The sequence below is a fragment of the Halomonas sp. 25-S5 genome, assembly GCF_029889845.1.
GTDB lineage: Bacteria > Pseudomonadota > Gammaproteobacteria > Pseudomonadales > Halomonadaceae > Halomonas.
The window spans coordinates 168,421-184,588 of record NZ_JARANV010000001.1; the positions used below are offsets into that span (position 1 = coordinate 168,421).

The following is a 16,168-nucleotide window of genomic DNA, read 5'->3' on the forward strand; positions in this document are numbered from 1 at the left end:
TGCGGTGCAGGGACAGGGTGGCGTCGTGACGCCGGCCGCATGGCGAGAGGCCTTCACGGCCGGCGGGAAAGTATCCTGGCGTTTTCTTAAGGCAGTCTTAAGCGTGCCGGAAGGGGCATCGAGCGCCGGCAGCAGTGGCCGGTGACAGGTGGGGGTGACTCGACGGCGTCACGAGGCGAAATGGGCGGGCTGTTGTGCCGGGGCCGCCGGCTGCATGGGCGGGTACTCCTCGGCGGTGAGCGTCTCGCGCTCGAGCAGCAGGGCGGCGCCGTTCTCGAGGTCCTGCCGACGGGCGGCGAGGGTCTCGCGGGCCAGGGCATCGGCCTCGTCGACCAGCTGGCGGACCGACAGGTCGATCTCGCGAGCGGTGGCCTCGGAGTAGTCATGTCGCTGACTGGTGCCGTAGACGTCGCCCAGGAAGGCCTGGCGGTCCTTCTCGTAGACCACTTGGCCGGCCTCATCCGCCATGCCGAAGCGGGTCGCCATGTCACGGGCGATCTCGGTGACCTTGGCCAGGTCGTCGGCGGCCCCGGTGGAGATCTCGTCGAAGATCAGCCGTTCGGCGGCGCGGCCGCCCATCAGCACGGCCATGCGGTACTTGAGGTCGCTGACCGTCTGCAGGAAGCGATCCTCGGTGGGCCGCTGGATGGTGTAGCCCAGCGCGCCGACGCCGCGGGGGATGATCGAGACCTTGTGCACCGGGTCCATGCCCGGCAGGGAGGCGGCCACCAGGGCGTGGCCCATCTCGTGGTGGGCCACCACGGCGCGCTCGTGGTCGTTGAGCAAGCGGCTCTTCTTCTCCAGGCCGGCGACGATGCGCTCGATGGCGTTGGTGAAGTCCTCCATGGCCACCTCCTCGCTGTCCCGGCGGGTGGCCAGCAGGGCCGCCTCGTTGACCAGGTTGGCGAGGTCGGCCCCGGTGAAGCCGGGGGTCAGCGAGGCGATATGGTCCAGGTCCACGTCGGTGGCCAGCGAGTGAATCTTGCCGATATGCACCTCGAGGATCTGCCGCCGTCCCTTGCGCTCGGGGCGGTCGACCAGCACCTGGCGGTCGAAGCGGCCGGCACGCAGCAGGGCGGGGTCGAGGATCTCCGGCCGGTTGGTGGCGGCCAGCAGCACGATGCCCGTGGATGGGTCGAAACCGTCGAGCTCGGACAGCAACTGGTTGAGGGTCTGCTCCTTCTCGTCCTGGCCGCCCATGATTCCCGGGCCCCTGGCACGGCCCAGGGCATCCAGTTCGTCGATGAAGATGATGCAGGGCTTGGCCTTGCCGGCCTGCGCGAAGAGGTCACGGACCCGGGCGGCGCCGACCCCGACGAACATCTCGACGAACTCCGCGCCGGAGATGGAGAAGAAGGGGACCCCGGCTTCCCCCGCGACGGCCCGGGCCAGCAGTGTCTTGCCGGTGCCCGGCGGGCCGACCAGCAGGATGCCCTTGGGAATATGGGCGCCGAGCCGGCCGTAGCGCTCAGGGTCGCGCAGGAAGGCCACCACCTCCTGGAGCTCGTTCTTGGCCTCGTCGACCCCGGCGACATCCTCGAAGGTCACCTTGGTGGAGGTTTCCACGTAGACCTTGGCCTTGGACTTGCCGATGGACATCATGCCGCCGATCCCGCCGCCACTGGTCATCCGGCGGATCAGCAGGGACCAGATCGCGAACAGCAGCACCAGCGGCAGGAACCACGACAGCAGGACGGTCAGGAAGGGGCTCTTCGGGCTGCCGTTGAAGGTGACGTCGTGGCGTGCCAGCTGGTCTGCCAGGTCGGGCGCGACGCGATTGGTGGTGAAGGCGGTGCGGCCGTCGGGTTGGGGCGCGGTGAAGGTGCCGGTGAGGCGGTCGTCACCGACCTGCACTTCGGCGATCCGCCCTTCCTCCAGCAGCCGGGTGAATTCCGAGTAGGGAATGGGTTCGGTGGTCTGCCAGTTGTGATAGACGTTCTGGAACGTCAGGAAGAGCATCACGGCGATGATCACGTAGATCATGTTGAAGCGGTGATTGGGTTCCATGCCGGTTCCTCGTCCCGTGGCCGTGCCGGAGGGCATCGCTATGCCCCGATGATGGCCTTCAGTGTAGGTCACGCCCGGCAGGCGGGATGGCCCCGGGTATGCGGGCCCTTGAAGTCGGGCATCGAGCGCCGCACCTAGGAGGGAGACGCACCGACACCATGGAACGAGAAGGAGAGCCCATGAACACCCCGACATTGCCCAATCCCGGCCTCGGTACCTTCCGCCTCAAGGGCGAGACCCTGAAGCGGGTGATCCACGATGCCCTGGCGCTAGGATTCCGCCACATCGACACCGCCCAGATGTACGACAACGAGCAGGACGTGGGGGCCGCCATCGCCGATAGCGAGGTGTCGCGCGAGGCGCTCTTCGTCACCACCAAGGTGTGGCACGACCGCCTCGAGCCCGCATCTCTCAAGGCCAGCGTCCAGGAGAGCCTGGAAAAGCTCGGCACCGATTACGTCGACCTGCTGTTGATCCACTGGCCCTCGCCGGACGACGCGGTGCCCATGGCCGACTACTTGACGGCCCTGCGCGAGGTGCAGCAGGCCGGCCAGGCGCGCCACATCGGGATCTCCAACTTCACCATCGCCCAGGTCGACCAGGCCCTCGAGATCCTCGGCCCGCAGGCCCTGCTCACCAACCAGGTCGAGGTGCACCCCTTCCTGCAGAACCAGGAGGTGGTGGCGCACTGCCAGTCTCGCGGCCTGACGGTGACCGGCTACATGCCGCTGGCGGTGGGTAAGGTGCTGGAGGACGAGACCCTGAAGGGCATCGCCGCGGCCCATGGCGTCACCCCGGCCCAGGTGGCCCTGGCCTGGACCCGGGCCCGCGGCGTGGTGACCATCCCGTCGTCCACCAAGCGCGATCACCTGGCCGGCAACCTCGCCGCCCTGGACCTCACCCTGAGCGAGGACGAGCTCGAGGCCATCGCCGCCCTGGAACGCGGCGAGCGCATCGCCGACCCCGACTTCGCCCCCGACTGGGATTGAGCCTTGCCCCCGCTAGCCACGACCCGGCAGATAGGCGGGCCAGCGTGCAGAGCCAGGGCCTGTCGCGGTATCATGTCGACCTTTCGAAATCCCATTCGAGTCCCGATCAGGCACCGCATTGATGTCAAACCCCACCCTGGCCCGTGAAGTCGGGCTGCGCAAAACCTTCGCGATCATCTCGCACCCCGACGCCGGCAAGACCACCATCACCGAGAAGATGCTGCTGTTCGGCAACGCCATCCAGCTGGCCGGTTCGGTGAAGAGCAAGCGCAATGACCGTCACGCCACCTCCGACTGGATGAAGATGGAACAGGAGCGGGGCATCTCGGTGACCACCTCGGTGATGCAGTTTCCCTACGGGGGGCGCATCGTCAACCTGCTCGACACCCCGGGCCACGAGGACTTCTCCGAGGATACCTACCGCACCCTGACCGCGGTGGATTCGGCGCTGATGGTGATCGACGGCGCCAAGGGCGTCGAGGCGCGAACCATCAAGCTGATGGAGGTGTGTCGTCTGCGCACCACGCCCATCCTCACCTTCATCAATAAGATGGACCGCGACGTGCGCGACCCCGTCGAGGTGATGGACGAGGTCGAGGAGGTGCTCAACATCCAGTGTGCGCCCATGACCTGGCCGATCGGCATGGGCCGTCACTTCAAGGGCGTCTATCACCTCTACAACGACGTGATCCACCTCTATACCCAGGGGCAGGGCAGCCGCATCCCCGAGGACCACCGCATCGAGGGGCTCGACAACCCCGAGGTGGAGGCAGTGCTTGGCGAGGAGCTGGCCGAGGAGTTGCGCATGGAGGTGGAGCTGGTGCGTGGCGCCTCCCACGCCTTCGACCACGAGGCCTACCTGCGGGGCGAGCTGTCGCCGGTCTACTTCGGGACCGCCATGGGCAACTTCGGGGTGCGCGAGATGCTTGACGGCTTCGTCGAGTTTGCACCGCCGCCCCAGCCGCGAGAGACTGATACCCGCACGGTGGCGGCCGAGGACGAGCGTTTCACCGGCTTCGTCTTCAAGATCCAGGCCAACATGGATCCCAACCACCGCGACCGCATCGCCTTCCTGCGGGTCTGTTCGGGCAAGTACGAGAAGAACATGAAGATGCGTCACGTGCGCATCGGCAAGGACGTCAAGATCGCCGATGCCCTGACCTTCATGGCCTCGGACCGCTCTCATGTGGAGGAGGCCTGGCCCGGCGACATCATCGGCCTGCACAATCACGGCACCATCCAGATCGGCGATACCTTCACCCAGGGCGAGGATATGCGTTTCACCGGCATTCCGCACTTTGCCCCGGAGCTGTTCAAGCGCGTGCGCCTCAAGGATCCGCTGAAGATGAAGGCGCTGCAGAAGGGCCTGCAGCAGCTCTCCGAGGAGGGGGCCACCCAGGTGTTCATGCCACTGGACAACAATGACCTGATCCTCGGTGCCGTGGGGACCCTGCAGTTCGACGTGGTCGCCCACCGCCTCAAGGAGGAGTACAAGGTCGACTGTGTCTACGAGGGGGTGAACGTCAACACCGCCCGCTGGATCTACAGCGACGACGCCAAGAAGCTCGAGGAGTTCAAGCGCAAGGCCAGCACCAACCTGGCCATCGACGGGGGTGGCTACCTGACCTACATCGCCCCTACGCGCGTGAATCTGCAGATGACCCAGGAGCGCTGGCCGGAGATCCGCTTCCAGCCCACCCGGGAGCATTGAAGCTTTGGCTGCATGTCGCCGGATCGCTCGTGGCTGATCCGGCGGCGGGCCCTTCGAGGAGGCGCTGTGAACCCCTCCCTGGGCGCTACCGATGCCATCCCTGGCATAGGACCTCCTCTTCGGCCCGCCCCCGGGCGCCCCTCGCTTCGAGCGCTCAACAAGGCCGGTGTTTTTTCCTTGCTCCTTGCTCCTTGTAGCTTGTGCCCATGCTTATCGACGCCCACTGCCATCTGGACTTCCCCGACTTCGATGCCGACCGCGAGGCGGTGATCGCGCGTGCCCGGGCGGCGGGCGTCGCGCGTTTCGTGGTACCCGGGACCACCCGGGCGCGCTGGCCCAATGTGCTGGCGCTGGGCGAGCGCGACGACGTCAGCGTCTGCCTGGGGCTGCATCCCTACTTCATGGCGGAGCACCGGGAGGAGGACCTGGAGGCACTGGACGCAGCGCTCGATGCCAATCCGCAGGTCGTGGCGGTGGGGGAGTGCGGCATCGATGCGCGTTTCGAGGCGAGCTGGGACGCCCAATGGCACTATTTCGATGCCCAGCTCAGGCTGGCCAAGGCGCGCGAGCTGCCGGTGGTGATCCACTGCGTGCAAGCCAACGACAAGGTGGCCAAGCGACTGCGACAGCTCGATCTGCCGGCCGGCGGGCTGATCCACGCCTTCGCCGGCTCTCCCGAGCAGGCGCGCAAGTTTCTTGACCTGGGCTTCACGCTGGGCCTTGGCGGGGCGGTCACCTTCGACCGGGCCAAGCGGCTTCACCGGGCCGTGGCGACCCTGCCCGACGACGGCTATGTGCTGGAGACGGATAGCCCCGACATGCCGCTGGCCGGCTGTCAGGGCCAGCGTAACGAGCCGGCCAGGGTCGCCGAGGTCTGTCGCGCGGTGGCCAGGCTGCGGGACGAGGCGACAGCGCAGGTGGCGGCGGCCAGCACCGCCACTGCTCACCGCCTGTTCGGCGGGTGATCGACTCACCTACTCCCTGGTCGCGAGGCTCTCGGGGTCCAGGCGCTCGACGAGGTAGGGCAGCTTGAGCAGCTTGAGCTTCTGGCCGGCGCAGCGCAGGGGCAGGGCGGGCTCCCGGGTGCTCATCACCGCCAGCACCTCGGCCTCCCCGTAGGCGTCGAGCTCAGCACACAGCACCTCGCCGAGCCGCTTGTCGTTGGCGTCCTCGATGGCGCTGCCGGGTTCCGGCAGCAGGCCGCCGTCGAGCTGGGCGCGCACCAGCCGCTTCTTCACCTGGCCGCGGAAGTGCGCACGGGCGACCACTTCCTGGCCGGTATAGCAGCCCTTCTTGAAACTGATGCCGCCGAGCGCCTCCCAGTTGATCATCTGCGGCAGGTAGGTGTCGCGCTGGTCGGCCTCGAGCCAGGCCAGCCCCGCCTGGATGTCGTGCAGTCGCCACACGGCGTTGTCGACCGGTGTGGCGTGCGCCGCAAGCCAATTCCAGGCCGCCTCGACCCGCTCGGCCGGCAGGCAGACCAGCAGGCGCGGGCGCGGCCCGGGGTGGGCCAGCAGCTGGATCGTCTCGTCGCCGGCCTGGTGCCAGGGCCGGGGCGGCAGGACATCGAAGTGCACCTCGGCGAGCGCGGCGGCCTCGTGGCCGATCAGCCCCAGCAGCGCCAGGTCGTCGCGCTCGCGCAGTTCGACCTTGTAGAAAGGAGCGAACTTCTTCAGGTGCTCGGCCAGCGAGGCCACCAGGCTGGCGTGCATCAGCAGGCGGAAGTGCCCCGGGGCGACGCGCAACAGCTGGGCGTTGGCCAGCATCCGGCCCTTGGGCGTGCAGAAGCAGGTCAGCGGGGCCAGGTCGCCGTCGGCCAGCGAGACCTGGGCGCTGGTCTGGCCCTGCAGGAACCGCTCGGCATCGGGGCCCTCGACGTCGAGGGCCCCGAGATGGGCGAGCGGGGTCATCACGGTGGCATCCAGGGCCAGCCGCGGCGCATCGGGGGTATCGAACGTCACCCGGTATTCGGCCTCCTGCCGACCGCCGGTGGCAGCGATCCAATCCAACATCTCCGGGCTCCTCGTGGTTCGGGTTCTGGCATGCTCATGTGCACTAGGTGCGGGCGGGGAGGCGGCATTGCAAGCGCTGCTCGGCGCCCGGGTGGCATGCTAGACTCGTCGGGCCTTCCCTCTCATCCATGCCAGGTCAGGAGCCGCCCATGGTCCACCAGTCACTGAGTTTTCAGGGCGTCGAGAGCGCCGATCAGGTCAACCGCATCACCACTGCCCTGATGATGCTGGACGGCGTCGACAGTGTCGAGGTCGGCCGCCACGGGGCCGAGGTGGAGGGGCGCGCCAGGCGCGAGGCGCTGATCGAGGCGGTGCAATCTCTCAAGCTGGGTATCGAGGTCAAGTGATGAAGAAGACCATTGAAGTCGTCAGCGAACGCAACCATATCTACCGCCAGCGGGTCGAACTGGACGGCTTCGACGACCTCTTCGTCGACGTGCCCGAGGCCTATGGCGGTGAGGGGAGTGCCCCGGACCCTCATGACTACTTCGACCTCTCGCTGGGTGCCTGCAAGGCGATCACCTCGATGATGTATGCCCGGCGCAAGCAGTGGCCGCTGACGGGGGTGAGCGTCACGGTCAATCGGGACGACAGCCAGGAGCGCCACGGGACCTACCGGCTCGACGTGGCGATGACCTTTCATGGCATCGAGGCTCCCGAGCAGCAGGCCCGCCTGGAGGAGATCAGCCACAAGTGCCCGATCCACCGGCTGATGACCACCTCCACCGTGGAGGTGACCACCCGCACCGCTGACCTCAGCGTCAACAACAGCGCCGACGCCTGAATCCCGCGCCCGGCGTCGTTTCACCCCCGGGCGCCGACGGCGCCCGGTTCGTCATTGGAGCCGCCATGAGCAAGCCCTTCCGTCTGCAGTCCAAGTTCCAGCCCGCCGGCGACCAGCCCACTGCCATCCGGGATCTGGTCAGCGGACTGGAGTCGGGGCTGGCGCATCAGACGCTGCTCGGCGTGACCGGCTCCGGAAAGACCTTCACCATGGCCAACGTGGTCGAGCGCCTGCAGCGTCCGACCATCGTCATGGCGCCCAACAAGACCCTGGCGGCCCAGCTCTATGGCGAGTTCAAGGCGTTCTTTCCCGACAACGCCGTGGAGTACTTCGTCTCCTATTACGACTACTACCAGCCCGAGGCGTACGTGCCCTCGTCGGATACCTTCATCGAGAAGGACGCCTCGATCAACGACCACATCGAGCAGATGCGCCTCTCGGCGACCAAGGCCTTGCTGGAGCGCCGCGACGCGATCATCGTGGTCTCGGTGTCGGCGATCTACGGCCTGGGCGATCCCGACCAGTACCTGAAGATGCGCCTGCACGTCACCCGCGGCGAACTGATCGACCAGCGCAAGTTCCTGCGCCGCCTGGCGGAACTGCAGTACACGCGCAACGACATGGACTTCAAGCGTGGCACCTATCGGGTGCGTGGCGACGTCATCGACATCTTCCCGGCCGACGCCGAGGACGAGGCGGTTCGCGTCGAGCTCTTCGACGACGAGATCGATACCATCAGCCTCTTCGACCCGCTTACCGGCGAGGTGCGGGGCCGAGTGCCGCGCATGACCATCTACCCCAAGTCACACTATGTCACGCCCCGGGAGACCATCCTCGGTGCCATCGACGAGATCAAGGCGGAACTGGTGGAGCGCCTCGACTGGCTGCGCAAGCACGACCGACTGGTCGAAGCCCAGCGCCTGGAGCAGCGCACCCTCTACGACATCGAGATGATGCTCGAACTCGGCTACTGCAACGGCATCGAGAACTATTCGCGTTACCTCTCCGGTCGCAACCCGGGCGAGCCGCCACCGACCTTCTTCGATTACCTGCCCAATGACGCTCTGCTGTTCATCGACGAGAGCCACGTCAGCGTTCCTCAGGTGGGCGGCATGTACAAGGGCGACCGCTCACGCAAGGAGACCCTGGTGGAGTACGGTTTCCGGCTGCCCTCGGCGCTGGACAACCGCCCGATGACTTTCCAGGAGTGGGAGCGTATCTGTCCGCAGACGATCTTCGTCTCGGCCACCCCGGGGCCCTATGAGGCCGAGCATGCCGGCCAGGTGGTCGAGCAGGTGGTGCGTCCCACCGGGCTGGTCGATCCGGAGATCGAGGTACGCCCGGCGACCACCCAGGTGGACGACCTGCTCTCGGAGATTGGCCTGCGCAGCGAGGTGGGCGAACGGGTGTTGGTGACCACCCTGACCAAGCGCATGGCCGAGGATCTCACCGAGTACCTGGATGAGCACGGCGTGCGAGTACGCTACCTGCACTCCGATATCGACACCGTGGAGCGGGTGGAGATCATCCGCGACCTGCGCCTGGGCAAGTTCGACGTCCTGGTGGGGATCAACCTGCTGCGCGAGGGGCTCGACATCCCCGAGGTGTCGCTGGTGGCGATCCTCGATGCCGACAAGGAAGGCTTCCTGCGCAACGAGCGCTCGCTGATCCAGACCATGGGCCGTGCCGCGCGCAACGCCCACGGCAAGGCGATCCTCTACGGCGACCGGATCACCGACTCCATGCACCGCGCCATGGACGAGACCCGGCGGCGTCGCGACAAGCAGATCGCCCATAACGAGGCCCACGGCATCACGCCGACGACGGTGACGCGCTCGGTGGCCGACATCATGGAGGCCGCCCAGGCCCCGGGCAAGAAGGGCAAGGGGCGCCGCGGCGAGCGCAAGGTGGCCGAGCGCGAGGCCCTTTACGACCCCGCCGAACTGTCGCCAAGCGAGCTGCTCAAGGAGATCTCGCGGGTCGAGGACGGGATGCATGAGGCGGCGCAGAACCTGGAGTTCGAGGCCGCCGCCCGTCTGCGCGACCGCCTGCACGAGCTCAAGGAGCGCCAGCTGCTGCTGGGCTCCGCCTGACGGCGCCTGCCATGCCCGGAAAGGTCCGGCGATCCTCCTGCCGCCCGCTCCCGCGGGCATTGGCGTCAGCCGGTGAGATGTTTGGCATACCAGTTTATACCGTTATCTTCACTTTGTACTATATTCGCATGATCAGGCCTTGAGCGAGGGGAATGTCGACAGCGGGGAGGCTAGGGTATAATGCTCGCCGTTCAAGCCCGCCGCTGCGCCCTTCGATCGCCTCGCCGCGGGCATGCCGACAACGCCTAGGAGCTCCTTGCCCATGACCGTGATTCGCCAGGACGACCTGATTCAGAGCGTCGCCGATGCCCTGCAGTACATCTCCTACTACCACCCGAAGGACTTCATCGACGCCATGGCGGCCGCCTACGAGCGCGAGGAGAACCCGGCGGCCAAGGACGCCATCGCCCAGATCCTGATCAACTCGCGGATGTGTGCCTTCGGCAAGCGCCCGATCTGCCAGGACACCGGCATCGTCACGGTCTTCGTGCATGTGGGCATGAACGTGCGTTTCGAGGCCGACATGAGCCTCGACGACATGATCAACGAGGGCGTGCGCCGCGCCTATCAGCTGCCCGACAACGTGCTGCGCGCCTCGGTGCTGGCCGACCCGGACGGCACCCGCAAGAACACCGGCGACAACACCCCGGCCGTCATCCACCACAAGCTGGTGCCCGGCGACAGCGTCGAGGTGCATGTGGCGGCCAAGGGCGGCGGCAGCGAGGCGAAGTCGAAGTTCGCCATGCTCAACCCCTCCGACAGCGTGGTCGACTGGGTGCTGGAGCAGCTGCCCAAGATGGGCGCCGGCTGGTGCCCGCCGGGCATGCTCGGCATCGGCATCGGCGGTACCGCCGAGAAGGCCATGGAGATCGCCAAGGAGGCGCTGCTCGACCCCATCGACATCCAGGAGCTCCAGGCTCGCGGCCCCGCCAATCGTGCCGAGGAGCTGCGTCTGGAACTGTTCGACAAGGTCAACAGGAGCGGCATCGGCGCCCAGGGTCTCGGTGGTCTGACCACGGTGCTCGATATCAAGGTCAAGGAGTTTCCGACCCACGCCGCCAACAAGCCGGTGGCGATCATTCCCAACTGCGCCGCCACCCGCCACGCCCACTTTACTCTCGATGGCTCCGGGCCCGCAGCCCTGCCGGCGCCGAAGCTCGAGGACTGGCCGGCGGTCACCCGCGAGGCGGGCGACAACGTCAAGCGCGTCGACCTCGACAGCGTGACCCCGGAAGAGGTCAAGACCTGGCAGCCCGGCGACACCCTGCTGCTCAACGGCAAGCTGCTCACCGGCCGTGACGCCGCGCACAAGCGCATGGTCGACATGATCGCCAAGGGCGAGCCGCTGCCCGTGGACATGCAGGGGCGCTTCATCTACTACGTGGGGCCGGTGGATCCGGTGCGCGACGAGGTGGTGGGGCCGGCCGGCCCCACCACGGCGACCCGCATGGACAAGTTCACCCGCACCATGCTCGAGGAGACCGGCCTGCTGGGCATGGTCGGCAAGGCCGAGCGAGGCGAGGCAGCCATCGAGGCGATCCGCGATAACCAGGCGGTCTACCTGATGGCCGTGGGGGGCTCCGCCTACCTGGTCGCCCAGGCGATCAAGAAGGCTCGCGTGGTGGGCTTTGAGGATCTGGGCATGGAAGCCATCTACGAGTTCGAGGTGGAGGACATGCCGGTGACCGTGGCCGTGGACAGCCAGGGCACCTCGGTGCACCAGACCGGCCCCGCCAAGTGGAAGGAGATCATCGCCGAGCGCGCCTGAGCGTCCCGTGCTGACGACGGCCCCGCCATCTGGTGGGGCCGTCGTCGTTGGGCGTATGCTGGGCGGGTGCGTTAGGGCATTGTTTTCACGGACGGCCACGCCGTCGTCCCACGGAACGGGGATCCGACCATGACCTCCTGGCTGATCGGCCTGGCGATCTTCCTGACTTACCTGCTGGGCTTCGTCTCGGCGGTGCTGGCCCTGATGTCCAGCCGTACCTCCCAGGGGGCCATCGCCTGGATCATCTCGCTGATCACCATGCCCTACGTGGCAGTACCGGCCTACTGGATCTTCGGCCGGCCGCGCTTCTACGGCTATGTCTCGGCCCGCGGCGAGCGCGATACCGTGCTGCGCCGACAGCTGGAACGCTACCGCGACCGCTTCGATCCCTATCTGTCTGACAACGTTGATGCGAACATCCGCGCCGTGGAACAGCTGGCGATGATGCCGTTGACCCGCGGCAATCGGGCGGAGCTGCTGATCGATGGCCAGGTAGCCTTCGACAGCATCTTCGCCGGCATCGATCAGGCAGAAGAGTACGTGCTGGTACAGTTCTTTATCGTCCGTGACGATGCCCTGGGCATCGAGCTCAAGCATCGGCTGCAACGGGCCGCCGAGCGCAATGTGCGCATCTACTTTCTGTATGACGAGATCGGCAGTCGCGGGCTCGGTGACCGCTTCCTCCGCGACCTCGCCGAGGGCGGCGTGGAGGTCAGCGCCTTCCGCTCCTCCCGCGGTTTCAAGCATCGCTTTCAGCTCAACTTCCGCAACCATCGCAAGGTACTGGTGGTCGACGGCCGGGAAGGGTGGCTGGGAGGCTTCAACGTCGGCACCGAATACCTCGGGCAGCATCCCCGCCATGGCCACTGGCGCGACACCCATCTCAAGCTCACCGGCCCCAGCGTGCTGGGCCTGCAGGAGGCCTTCTGGGAGGACTGGCACTGGGCCACCGGCGAAATGATCTGCCTGACCTGGACGCCCCGGCCGAGCGGGGACGCCAACCAGAACGTGGTGATCGTGCCCTCCGGGCCGGCGGACTCGCAGGAGACGGCGAGCCTGCTGGTGCAGCATGCAATCCACAGCTCCCACGAGCGCTTCTGGGTCACCAGCCCCTATTTCGTGCCCGATCAGGGGGTACAGGATGCCCTGCGCCTGGCGGCGATGCGCGGCGTGGATGTGCGCATCATGATGCCCGAACGCCCCGATCACCTGCTGGTCTTCCTCTCGACCTTCTCCTTCCTGCCCGACATGCTGCGCGCCGGGGTCAGGGTCTATCGCTACCAACCAGGGTTCCTGCACCAGAAGGTGATGCTGATCGACGATGCCGCCGCCAGCGTGGGTACGGTCAACCTGGACAACCGCTCCTTCCGGCTCAATTTCGAAATCACCGCCGTGGTGCCCGACCGGCAGTTCGCCGCCGAGGTGCGTCTGATGCTCGAGCATGACTTCACCGACTGCCGTCGCGTGGCCCTGGAAGAGCTGACCCGCCGCCCTCTGTGGCGCAAGCTGCTTTCCCGGGCGGCCTACCTGCTCTCGCCGATTCAGTGAGGCGGCTTGGGTCCCGCCCGTCGCTGGGGTACATTAGCGGTCTTCGAAGGCTCCCCGGCGGGAGTCGTGGACGCAGACATCCGGGGGAGTCCTGGTGAACCTCGAGACCAAGTGGCTGGAAGACTTCGTCGCCTTGGCCAGTACGCGCAGCTTTTCCGCCTCGGCCCGTCAGCGGCATGTCACCCAACCGGCCTTCAGTCGCCGCATCCGTTCCCTGGAGCAGGCGGTCGGCGTGACCCTGGTCGACCGCTCGACCACCCCCGTGGACCTGACGCCCGAAGGGCAGCTGTTCCTGGTCACTGCCCGCAACATCGTCGAGCAGCTCAACGAGAGCCTCGGCCACCTGCGTGGCCTGGCCATGGCCAACGAGGCGCTGGATATCGTCGCCGCCCACTCCCTGGCGCTGAGTTTCTACCCCCAGTGGATCTCCCGTCTGCAGAAGGGCCTGGGTGAGCTGCCGACCCGGTTGGTGGCCATGAACGTGGGCGACGCGATCCATGTGCTACGCGAGGGCAACTGCGACCTGATGCTGGCCTACTACGATCCCTACGCCAGCATGCAGCTCGATGCCGAGGTCTTTCCCTCCTTCTCCATCGGCCAGGTCAAGATGCTGCCGGTCTGCCTGCCCGACGAGCAGGGTAGACCACGCTTCCCGCTGGAGGGCCAGGAATCGCTTCCCTACCTGGCCTATACCCAGGGCGCCTTCCTGGGGCGCAGCGTGCGCATGCTGCTCAAGAACGATCCGGTACGCATGCGCCTGAGAACCGTCTATGAAACGGCCATGGCCGAGGGCCTCAAGGGCATGGTGATGCAGGGCATGGGCCTGGCCTGGATCCCCGACTTCTGCATTCGTCAGGAGCTCAAGGATGGGCGCCTGATGCGGGCCGGTGGCGAGAAGTGGGACGTGCCGCTGGAGATTCGTCTCTATCGCTGTTCGCTGGTGCACAAGCCGGGCGTCGAGAAGCTGTGGCGGCAGATGATGAAGTTGCCCCGCGACTTCCTCCAGGCCTGATGGCGCCGGCTTGCGGCGCGTGGCCATGTCGCATCAGGCGCGATCGAAATCCGCCGGCAGTCCCAGGAAGTCCTGGATGATGAAGAAGTGGTCCTCGAACAGTCCTTCGGGGTCGAGGTCGGCCAGGGGGACCCAGCGCGCATGGTCACCGCCCCGCACCGGCTTGAGCTGGGGCAGCTGCTGCTCGGGACGCAGGGCGAAGTAGAAGGCCTCTGCCAGGGTGCGTCCCCGCCAGCTGCGATGGGGTTCGTCGAACAGCCGCTGGCCGCGCAGCGAGCCCTTGAGCACGGCCTCGGGCACCTTGAGGCGGACCCGCTCGCGCAGCTCCCTCAAACAGGCGTCCATCAGCCGTTCATGGGGACTGATGAAGCCGCCGGGCAGGGCGTAGAGCCCCTTGCCGGGCGCGGCCGTGCGCCTGACCAGCAGCACGTGGCCGGATTGCACCACGACGGCATTCACGGTGACGAAGATCGGCGGGTAGGGGGCCTGGGCCCATGCCTGGCGGTACTGGTCCAGCAACTGCTGTTCCTCGACCAGCTGACCATAGGGCGCCTCCTCCAGGAAGTCGCGGATCCACGCCACCACGCCGGGGGGCAGGTCATGGGTAGCGTGGGTGCTCAGGTAGTCCTCCGCCGAGGAGCCGGAACGGAACAGCCGTTCACGGATGCGGCTGGCCGAGATGCCCTCCACCAGGGGCACGCTGACCGATTCCCACTGCGGGAAGAGGGCGAGGTAGTAGCTGGACTGCCCCCGACTGGCGCCGATCAGGCCGATGCGCGGCAGCCGGGCGCGCTCGGGGGAGGCGATATCACGCACCTTGCGCTGGACGTCGCGCACCCAGACGTCGTTGTTGTAGAGGGCGTCGAGCAGCGGCACGACCTCGAGCCGGGCATTCTCCTCCTCCTCGAAGGCGCTGCGCAGCATGCGCAGGCGCTCCTCGTAGCGCCAAGGGTTGCGCAGCGAGCGGGCCTGCCAGGCGGAACCTACCAGCACGATGACCTGGCGCGCGTGGCGCAGGGCCTCGCGGATCACCGCCAGGTGCCCCAGGTGGGGAGGCTGGAAGCGGCCGATGAACACCAGACAATCGAAGTCAGGCGTGTTGTCGGCGTCCGGTGGTGCGGTCATGAGCACTCCTGTCAGAGAGGGGCAGGGAGGGGCGGTGTCCATTATGGTCAGGCCCGCCGGCCGCTGCAATTGGGTCTGGTCTCGGCGAATACGGCTATATTTGGGTATGCTGAAGGAAACGACAGGAACGCGGGGAACGGGATGATCACGGCGAGCATGACGACGATCCAGCAAGCAGCGTTGTTCTGGTGGGGGGTAGTGCGGGACGCAATGAAACTCTGGCTCGAGCGCAACGCCTTCAGTTATGCCGGCTCGCTGGCCTTTTACACGCTCTTCTCCCTGGCGCCCATCATGATCATCGCCGTCACGGTGATTGGCGTGGTGCTTGGCGAGGAGGCCGCCCAGGGACAGGTCGTCGCCCAACTGCAGGGCACCATGGGTCATGACGCCGCCGCCGCCATCGAGCGAGCGGTTGCCCAGTCACGCATTGAGGAGTCCGGCCTGCTGCCGACCCTGCTCGGGGTGGGGGCCCTGCTGGTCGGTGCCACCACCGTCTTCGCCCAGATGCAGTTTTCGCTGAATACCCTCTGGGGCGTGACGGCCAGGCCCAGCAGCAACAGTGCCCTCAAATTCCTCAAGAACCGCCTGCTGTCGCTGACCGTGGTGCTGTCCATCGGCTTCATCCTGCTGGTGTCGCTGGTGCTCGGGGTGGTGATACGGGCCATGCTGCAGGCCGCCGATGACCTGCTGCCCTTCGTCGGGCTGCTGACCACTGGTGCCGAGTTCCTGGTCTCGCTGGCGGTGATCGCCGCGCTCTTCGCCACCATTTTCAAGGTATTGCCGGACGTGGTGCTGCGCTGGCAGGACGTGCTGGTCGGTGCCGTGGTCACCGCCGTGCTGTTCGCCATCGGCCGTTCGGGCATCGCCATCTATCTGGCCTATACGGCCACGGCCTCCACCTACGGCGCGGCCGGTTCGGTGGTGATGATCCTGCTGTGGGTCTACTACAGCTCGCTGATCCTGCTGTTCGGCGCCGCCTTCACCAAGTGCCACCTGCTGGCGTCGGGCAAGGCGGTGGTGCCGCGCAATTCCGCGGTTCTGGTGCGCCACGAACTGCTCGATCACCACGACCCCGTCGAGACCTGAACCGCCCCTCACCCGCGAACACGAGGAAGGCCG

The 16,168-nt window shown here is 66.8% G+C and carries 13 protein-coding genes; 10 read left to right on the forward strand and 3 right to left on the reverse strand.

The window, feature by feature from the left end:
• Positions 1-168: 168 nt before the first annotated feature.
• Positions 169-2,007, reverse strand: coding sequence for an ATP-dependent zinc metalloprotease FtsH (gene ftsH / locus OP498_RS00765; protein WP_280545920.1), 1,839 nt, complete (start codon positions 2,005-2,007; stop codon positions 169-171).
• A 179-nt stretch (positions 2,008-2,186) separates the two neighbouring features.
• Here ftsH and dkgB point away from each other — a divergent pair, with 179 nt between their 5' ends.
• From dkgB to OP498_RS00780, 3 genes are all read left to right on the forward strand, one after another.
• Positions 2,187-2,996 carry a 2,5-didehydrogluconate reductase DkgB gene (gene dkgB / locus OP498_RS00770; protein ID WP_280545918.1) on the forward strand — a complete coding sequence of 270 codons (810 nt, stop codon included), beginning with the start codon at positions 2,187-2,189 and terminating at the stop codon, positions 2,994-2,996.
• A gap of 121 nt (positions 2,997-3,117) precedes the next feature.
• On the forward strand, positions 3,118-4,707 hold the full coding sequence (locus OP498_RS00775) for a peptide chain release factor 3 (protein WP_280545916.1): 1,590 nt from the start codon (positions 3,118-3,120) through the stop codon (positions 4,705-4,707).
• 206 nt (positions 4,708-4,913) lie between these two features.
• Positions 4,914-5,672, forward strand: a complete 759-nt coding sequence (locus OP498_RS00780) for a TatD family hydrolase (protein ID WP_280545914.1) — start codon at positions 4,914-4,916, stop codon at positions 5,670-5,672.
• 9 nt (positions 5,673-5,681) lie between these two features.
• Here the strand turns inward: OP498_RS00780 and OP498_RS00785 are convergent, their stop codons facing one another.
• Positions 5,682-6,719: a folate-binding protein gene (locus tag OP498_RS00785; RefSeq protein ID WP_280545913.1), complete on the reverse strand. Its 1,038-nt coding sequence runs from the start codon at positions 6,717-6,719 to the stop codon at positions 5,682-5,684.
• A gap of 149 nt (positions 6,720-6,868) precedes the next feature.
• Between OP498_RS00785 and OP498_RS00790 the strand changes: the two genes are divergently transcribed.
• The 6 genes from OP498_RS00790 (at position 6,869) to OP498_RS00815 (ending at position 13,924) form a co-directional block, all read left to right on the forward strand.
• Positions 6,869-7,066: a hypothetical protein gene (locus OP498_RS00790; RefSeq protein WP_280545912.1), complete on the forward strand. Its 198-nt coding sequence runs from the start codon at positions 6,869-6,871 to the stop codon at positions 7,064-7,066.
• On the forward strand, positions 7,066-7,503 hold the full coding sequence (locus OP498_RS00795) for an OsmC family protein (protein WP_280545911.1): 438 nt from the start codon (positions 7,066-7,068) through the stop codon (positions 7,501-7,503). Before OP498_RS00790 ends, OP498_RS00795 begins: the two co-directional genes overlap by 1 nt.
• 65 nt (positions 7,504-7,568) lie before the next feature.
• Positions 7,569-9,596, forward strand: a complete 2,028-nt coding sequence (gene uvrB, locus OP498_RS00800; RefSeq protein ID WP_280545910.1) for an excinuclease ABC subunit UvrB — start codon at positions 7,569-7,571, stop codon at positions 9,594-9,596.
• Between the two features lie 262 nt (positions 9,597-9,858).
• Positions 9,859-11,364, forward strand: a complete 1,506-nt coding sequence (locus tag OP498_RS00805) for a fumarate hydratase (RefSeq protein WP_280545909.1) — start codon at positions 9,859-9,861, stop codon at positions 11,362-11,364.
• 129 nt (positions 11,365-11,493) lie between these two features.
• Positions 11,494-12,912: a cardiolipin synthase gene (gene cls / locus OP498_RS00810; protein ID WP_280545907.1), complete on the forward strand. Its 1,419-nt coding sequence runs from the start codon at positions 11,494-11,496 to the stop codon at positions 12,910-12,912.
• A gap of 94 nt (positions 12,913-13,006) precedes the next feature.
• Complete coding sequence (locus tag OP498_RS00815; RefSeq protein WP_280545905.1) at positions 13,007-13,924, forward strand: LysR substrate-binding domain-containing protein; 918 nt, start codon at positions 13,007-13,009, stop codon at positions 13,922-13,924.
• 33 nt (positions 13,925-13,957) lie between these two features.
• Here OP498_RS00815 and OP498_RS00820 read toward each other — a convergent pair whose 3' ends face one another.
• A complete protein-coding gene (locus OP498_RS00820) occupies positions 13,958-15,049 on the reverse strand; it encodes a bifunctional nicotinamide-nucleotide adenylyltransferase/Nudix hydroxylase (protein WP_280545903.1) in 1,092 nt (363 codons plus the stop codon).
• A 156-nt stretch (positions 15,050-15,205) separates the two neighbouring features.
• Between OP498_RS00820 and OP498_RS00825 the strand changes: the two genes are divergently transcribed.
• Positions 15,206-16,135, forward strand: coding sequence for a YihY/virulence factor BrkB family protein (locus tag OP498_RS00825; protein ID WP_280545902.1), 930 nt, complete (start codon positions 15,206-15,208; stop codon positions 16,133-16,135).
• Positions 16,136-16,168: the final 33 nt, after the last annotated feature.

Excerpts from the sequence above, each read along its gene's own strand:
- ftsH (WP_280545920.1), bottom strand. The coding sequence starts at position 2,007 with ATGGAACCCAATCACCGCTTCAACATGATCTACGTGATCATCGCCGTG.
- dkgB (WP_280545918.1), top strand. The coding sequence starts at position 2,187 with ATGAACACCCCGACATTGCCCAATCCCGGCCTCGGTACCTTCCGCCTC.
- OP498_RS00775 (WP_280545916.1), top strand. The coding sequence starts at position 3,118 with ATGTCAAACCCCACCCTGGCCCGTGAAGTCGGGCTGCGCAAAACCTTC.
- OP498_RS00780 (WP_280545914.1), top strand. The coding sequence starts at position 4,914 with ATGCTTATCGACGCCCACTGCCATCTGGACTTCCCCGACTTCGATGCC.
- OP498_RS00785 (WP_280545913.1), bottom strand. The coding sequence starts at position 6,719 with ATGTTGGATTGGATCGCTGCCACCGGCGGTCGGCAGGAGGCCGAATAC.
- OP498_RS00790 (WP_280545912.1), top strand. The coding sequence starts at position 6,869 with ATGGTCCACCAGTCACTGAGTTTTCAGGGCGTCGAGAGCGCCGATCAG.
- OP498_RS00795 (WP_280545911.1), top strand. The coding sequence starts at position 7,066 with ATGAAGAAGACCATTGAAGTCGTCAGCGAACGCAACCATATCTACCGC.
- uvrB (WP_280545910.1), top strand. The coding sequence starts at position 7,569 with ATGAGCAAGCCCTTCCGTCTGCAGTCCAAGTTCCAGCCCGCCGGCGAC.
- OP498_RS00805 (WP_280545909.1), top strand. The coding sequence starts at position 9,859 with ATGACCGTGATTCGCCAGGACGACCTGATTCAGAGCGTCGCCGATGCC.
- cls (WP_280545907.1), top strand. The coding sequence starts at position 11,494 with ATGACCTCCTGGCTGATCGGCCTGGCGATCTTCCTGACTTACCTGCTG.
- OP498_RS00820 (WP_280545903.1), bottom strand. The coding sequence starts at position 15,049 with ATGACCGCACCACCGGACGCCGACAACACGCCTGACTTCGATTGTCTG.
- OP498_RS00825 (WP_280545902.1), top strand. The coding sequence starts at position 15,206 with ATGACGACGATCCAGCAAGCAGCGTTGTTCTGGTGGGGGGTAGTGCGG.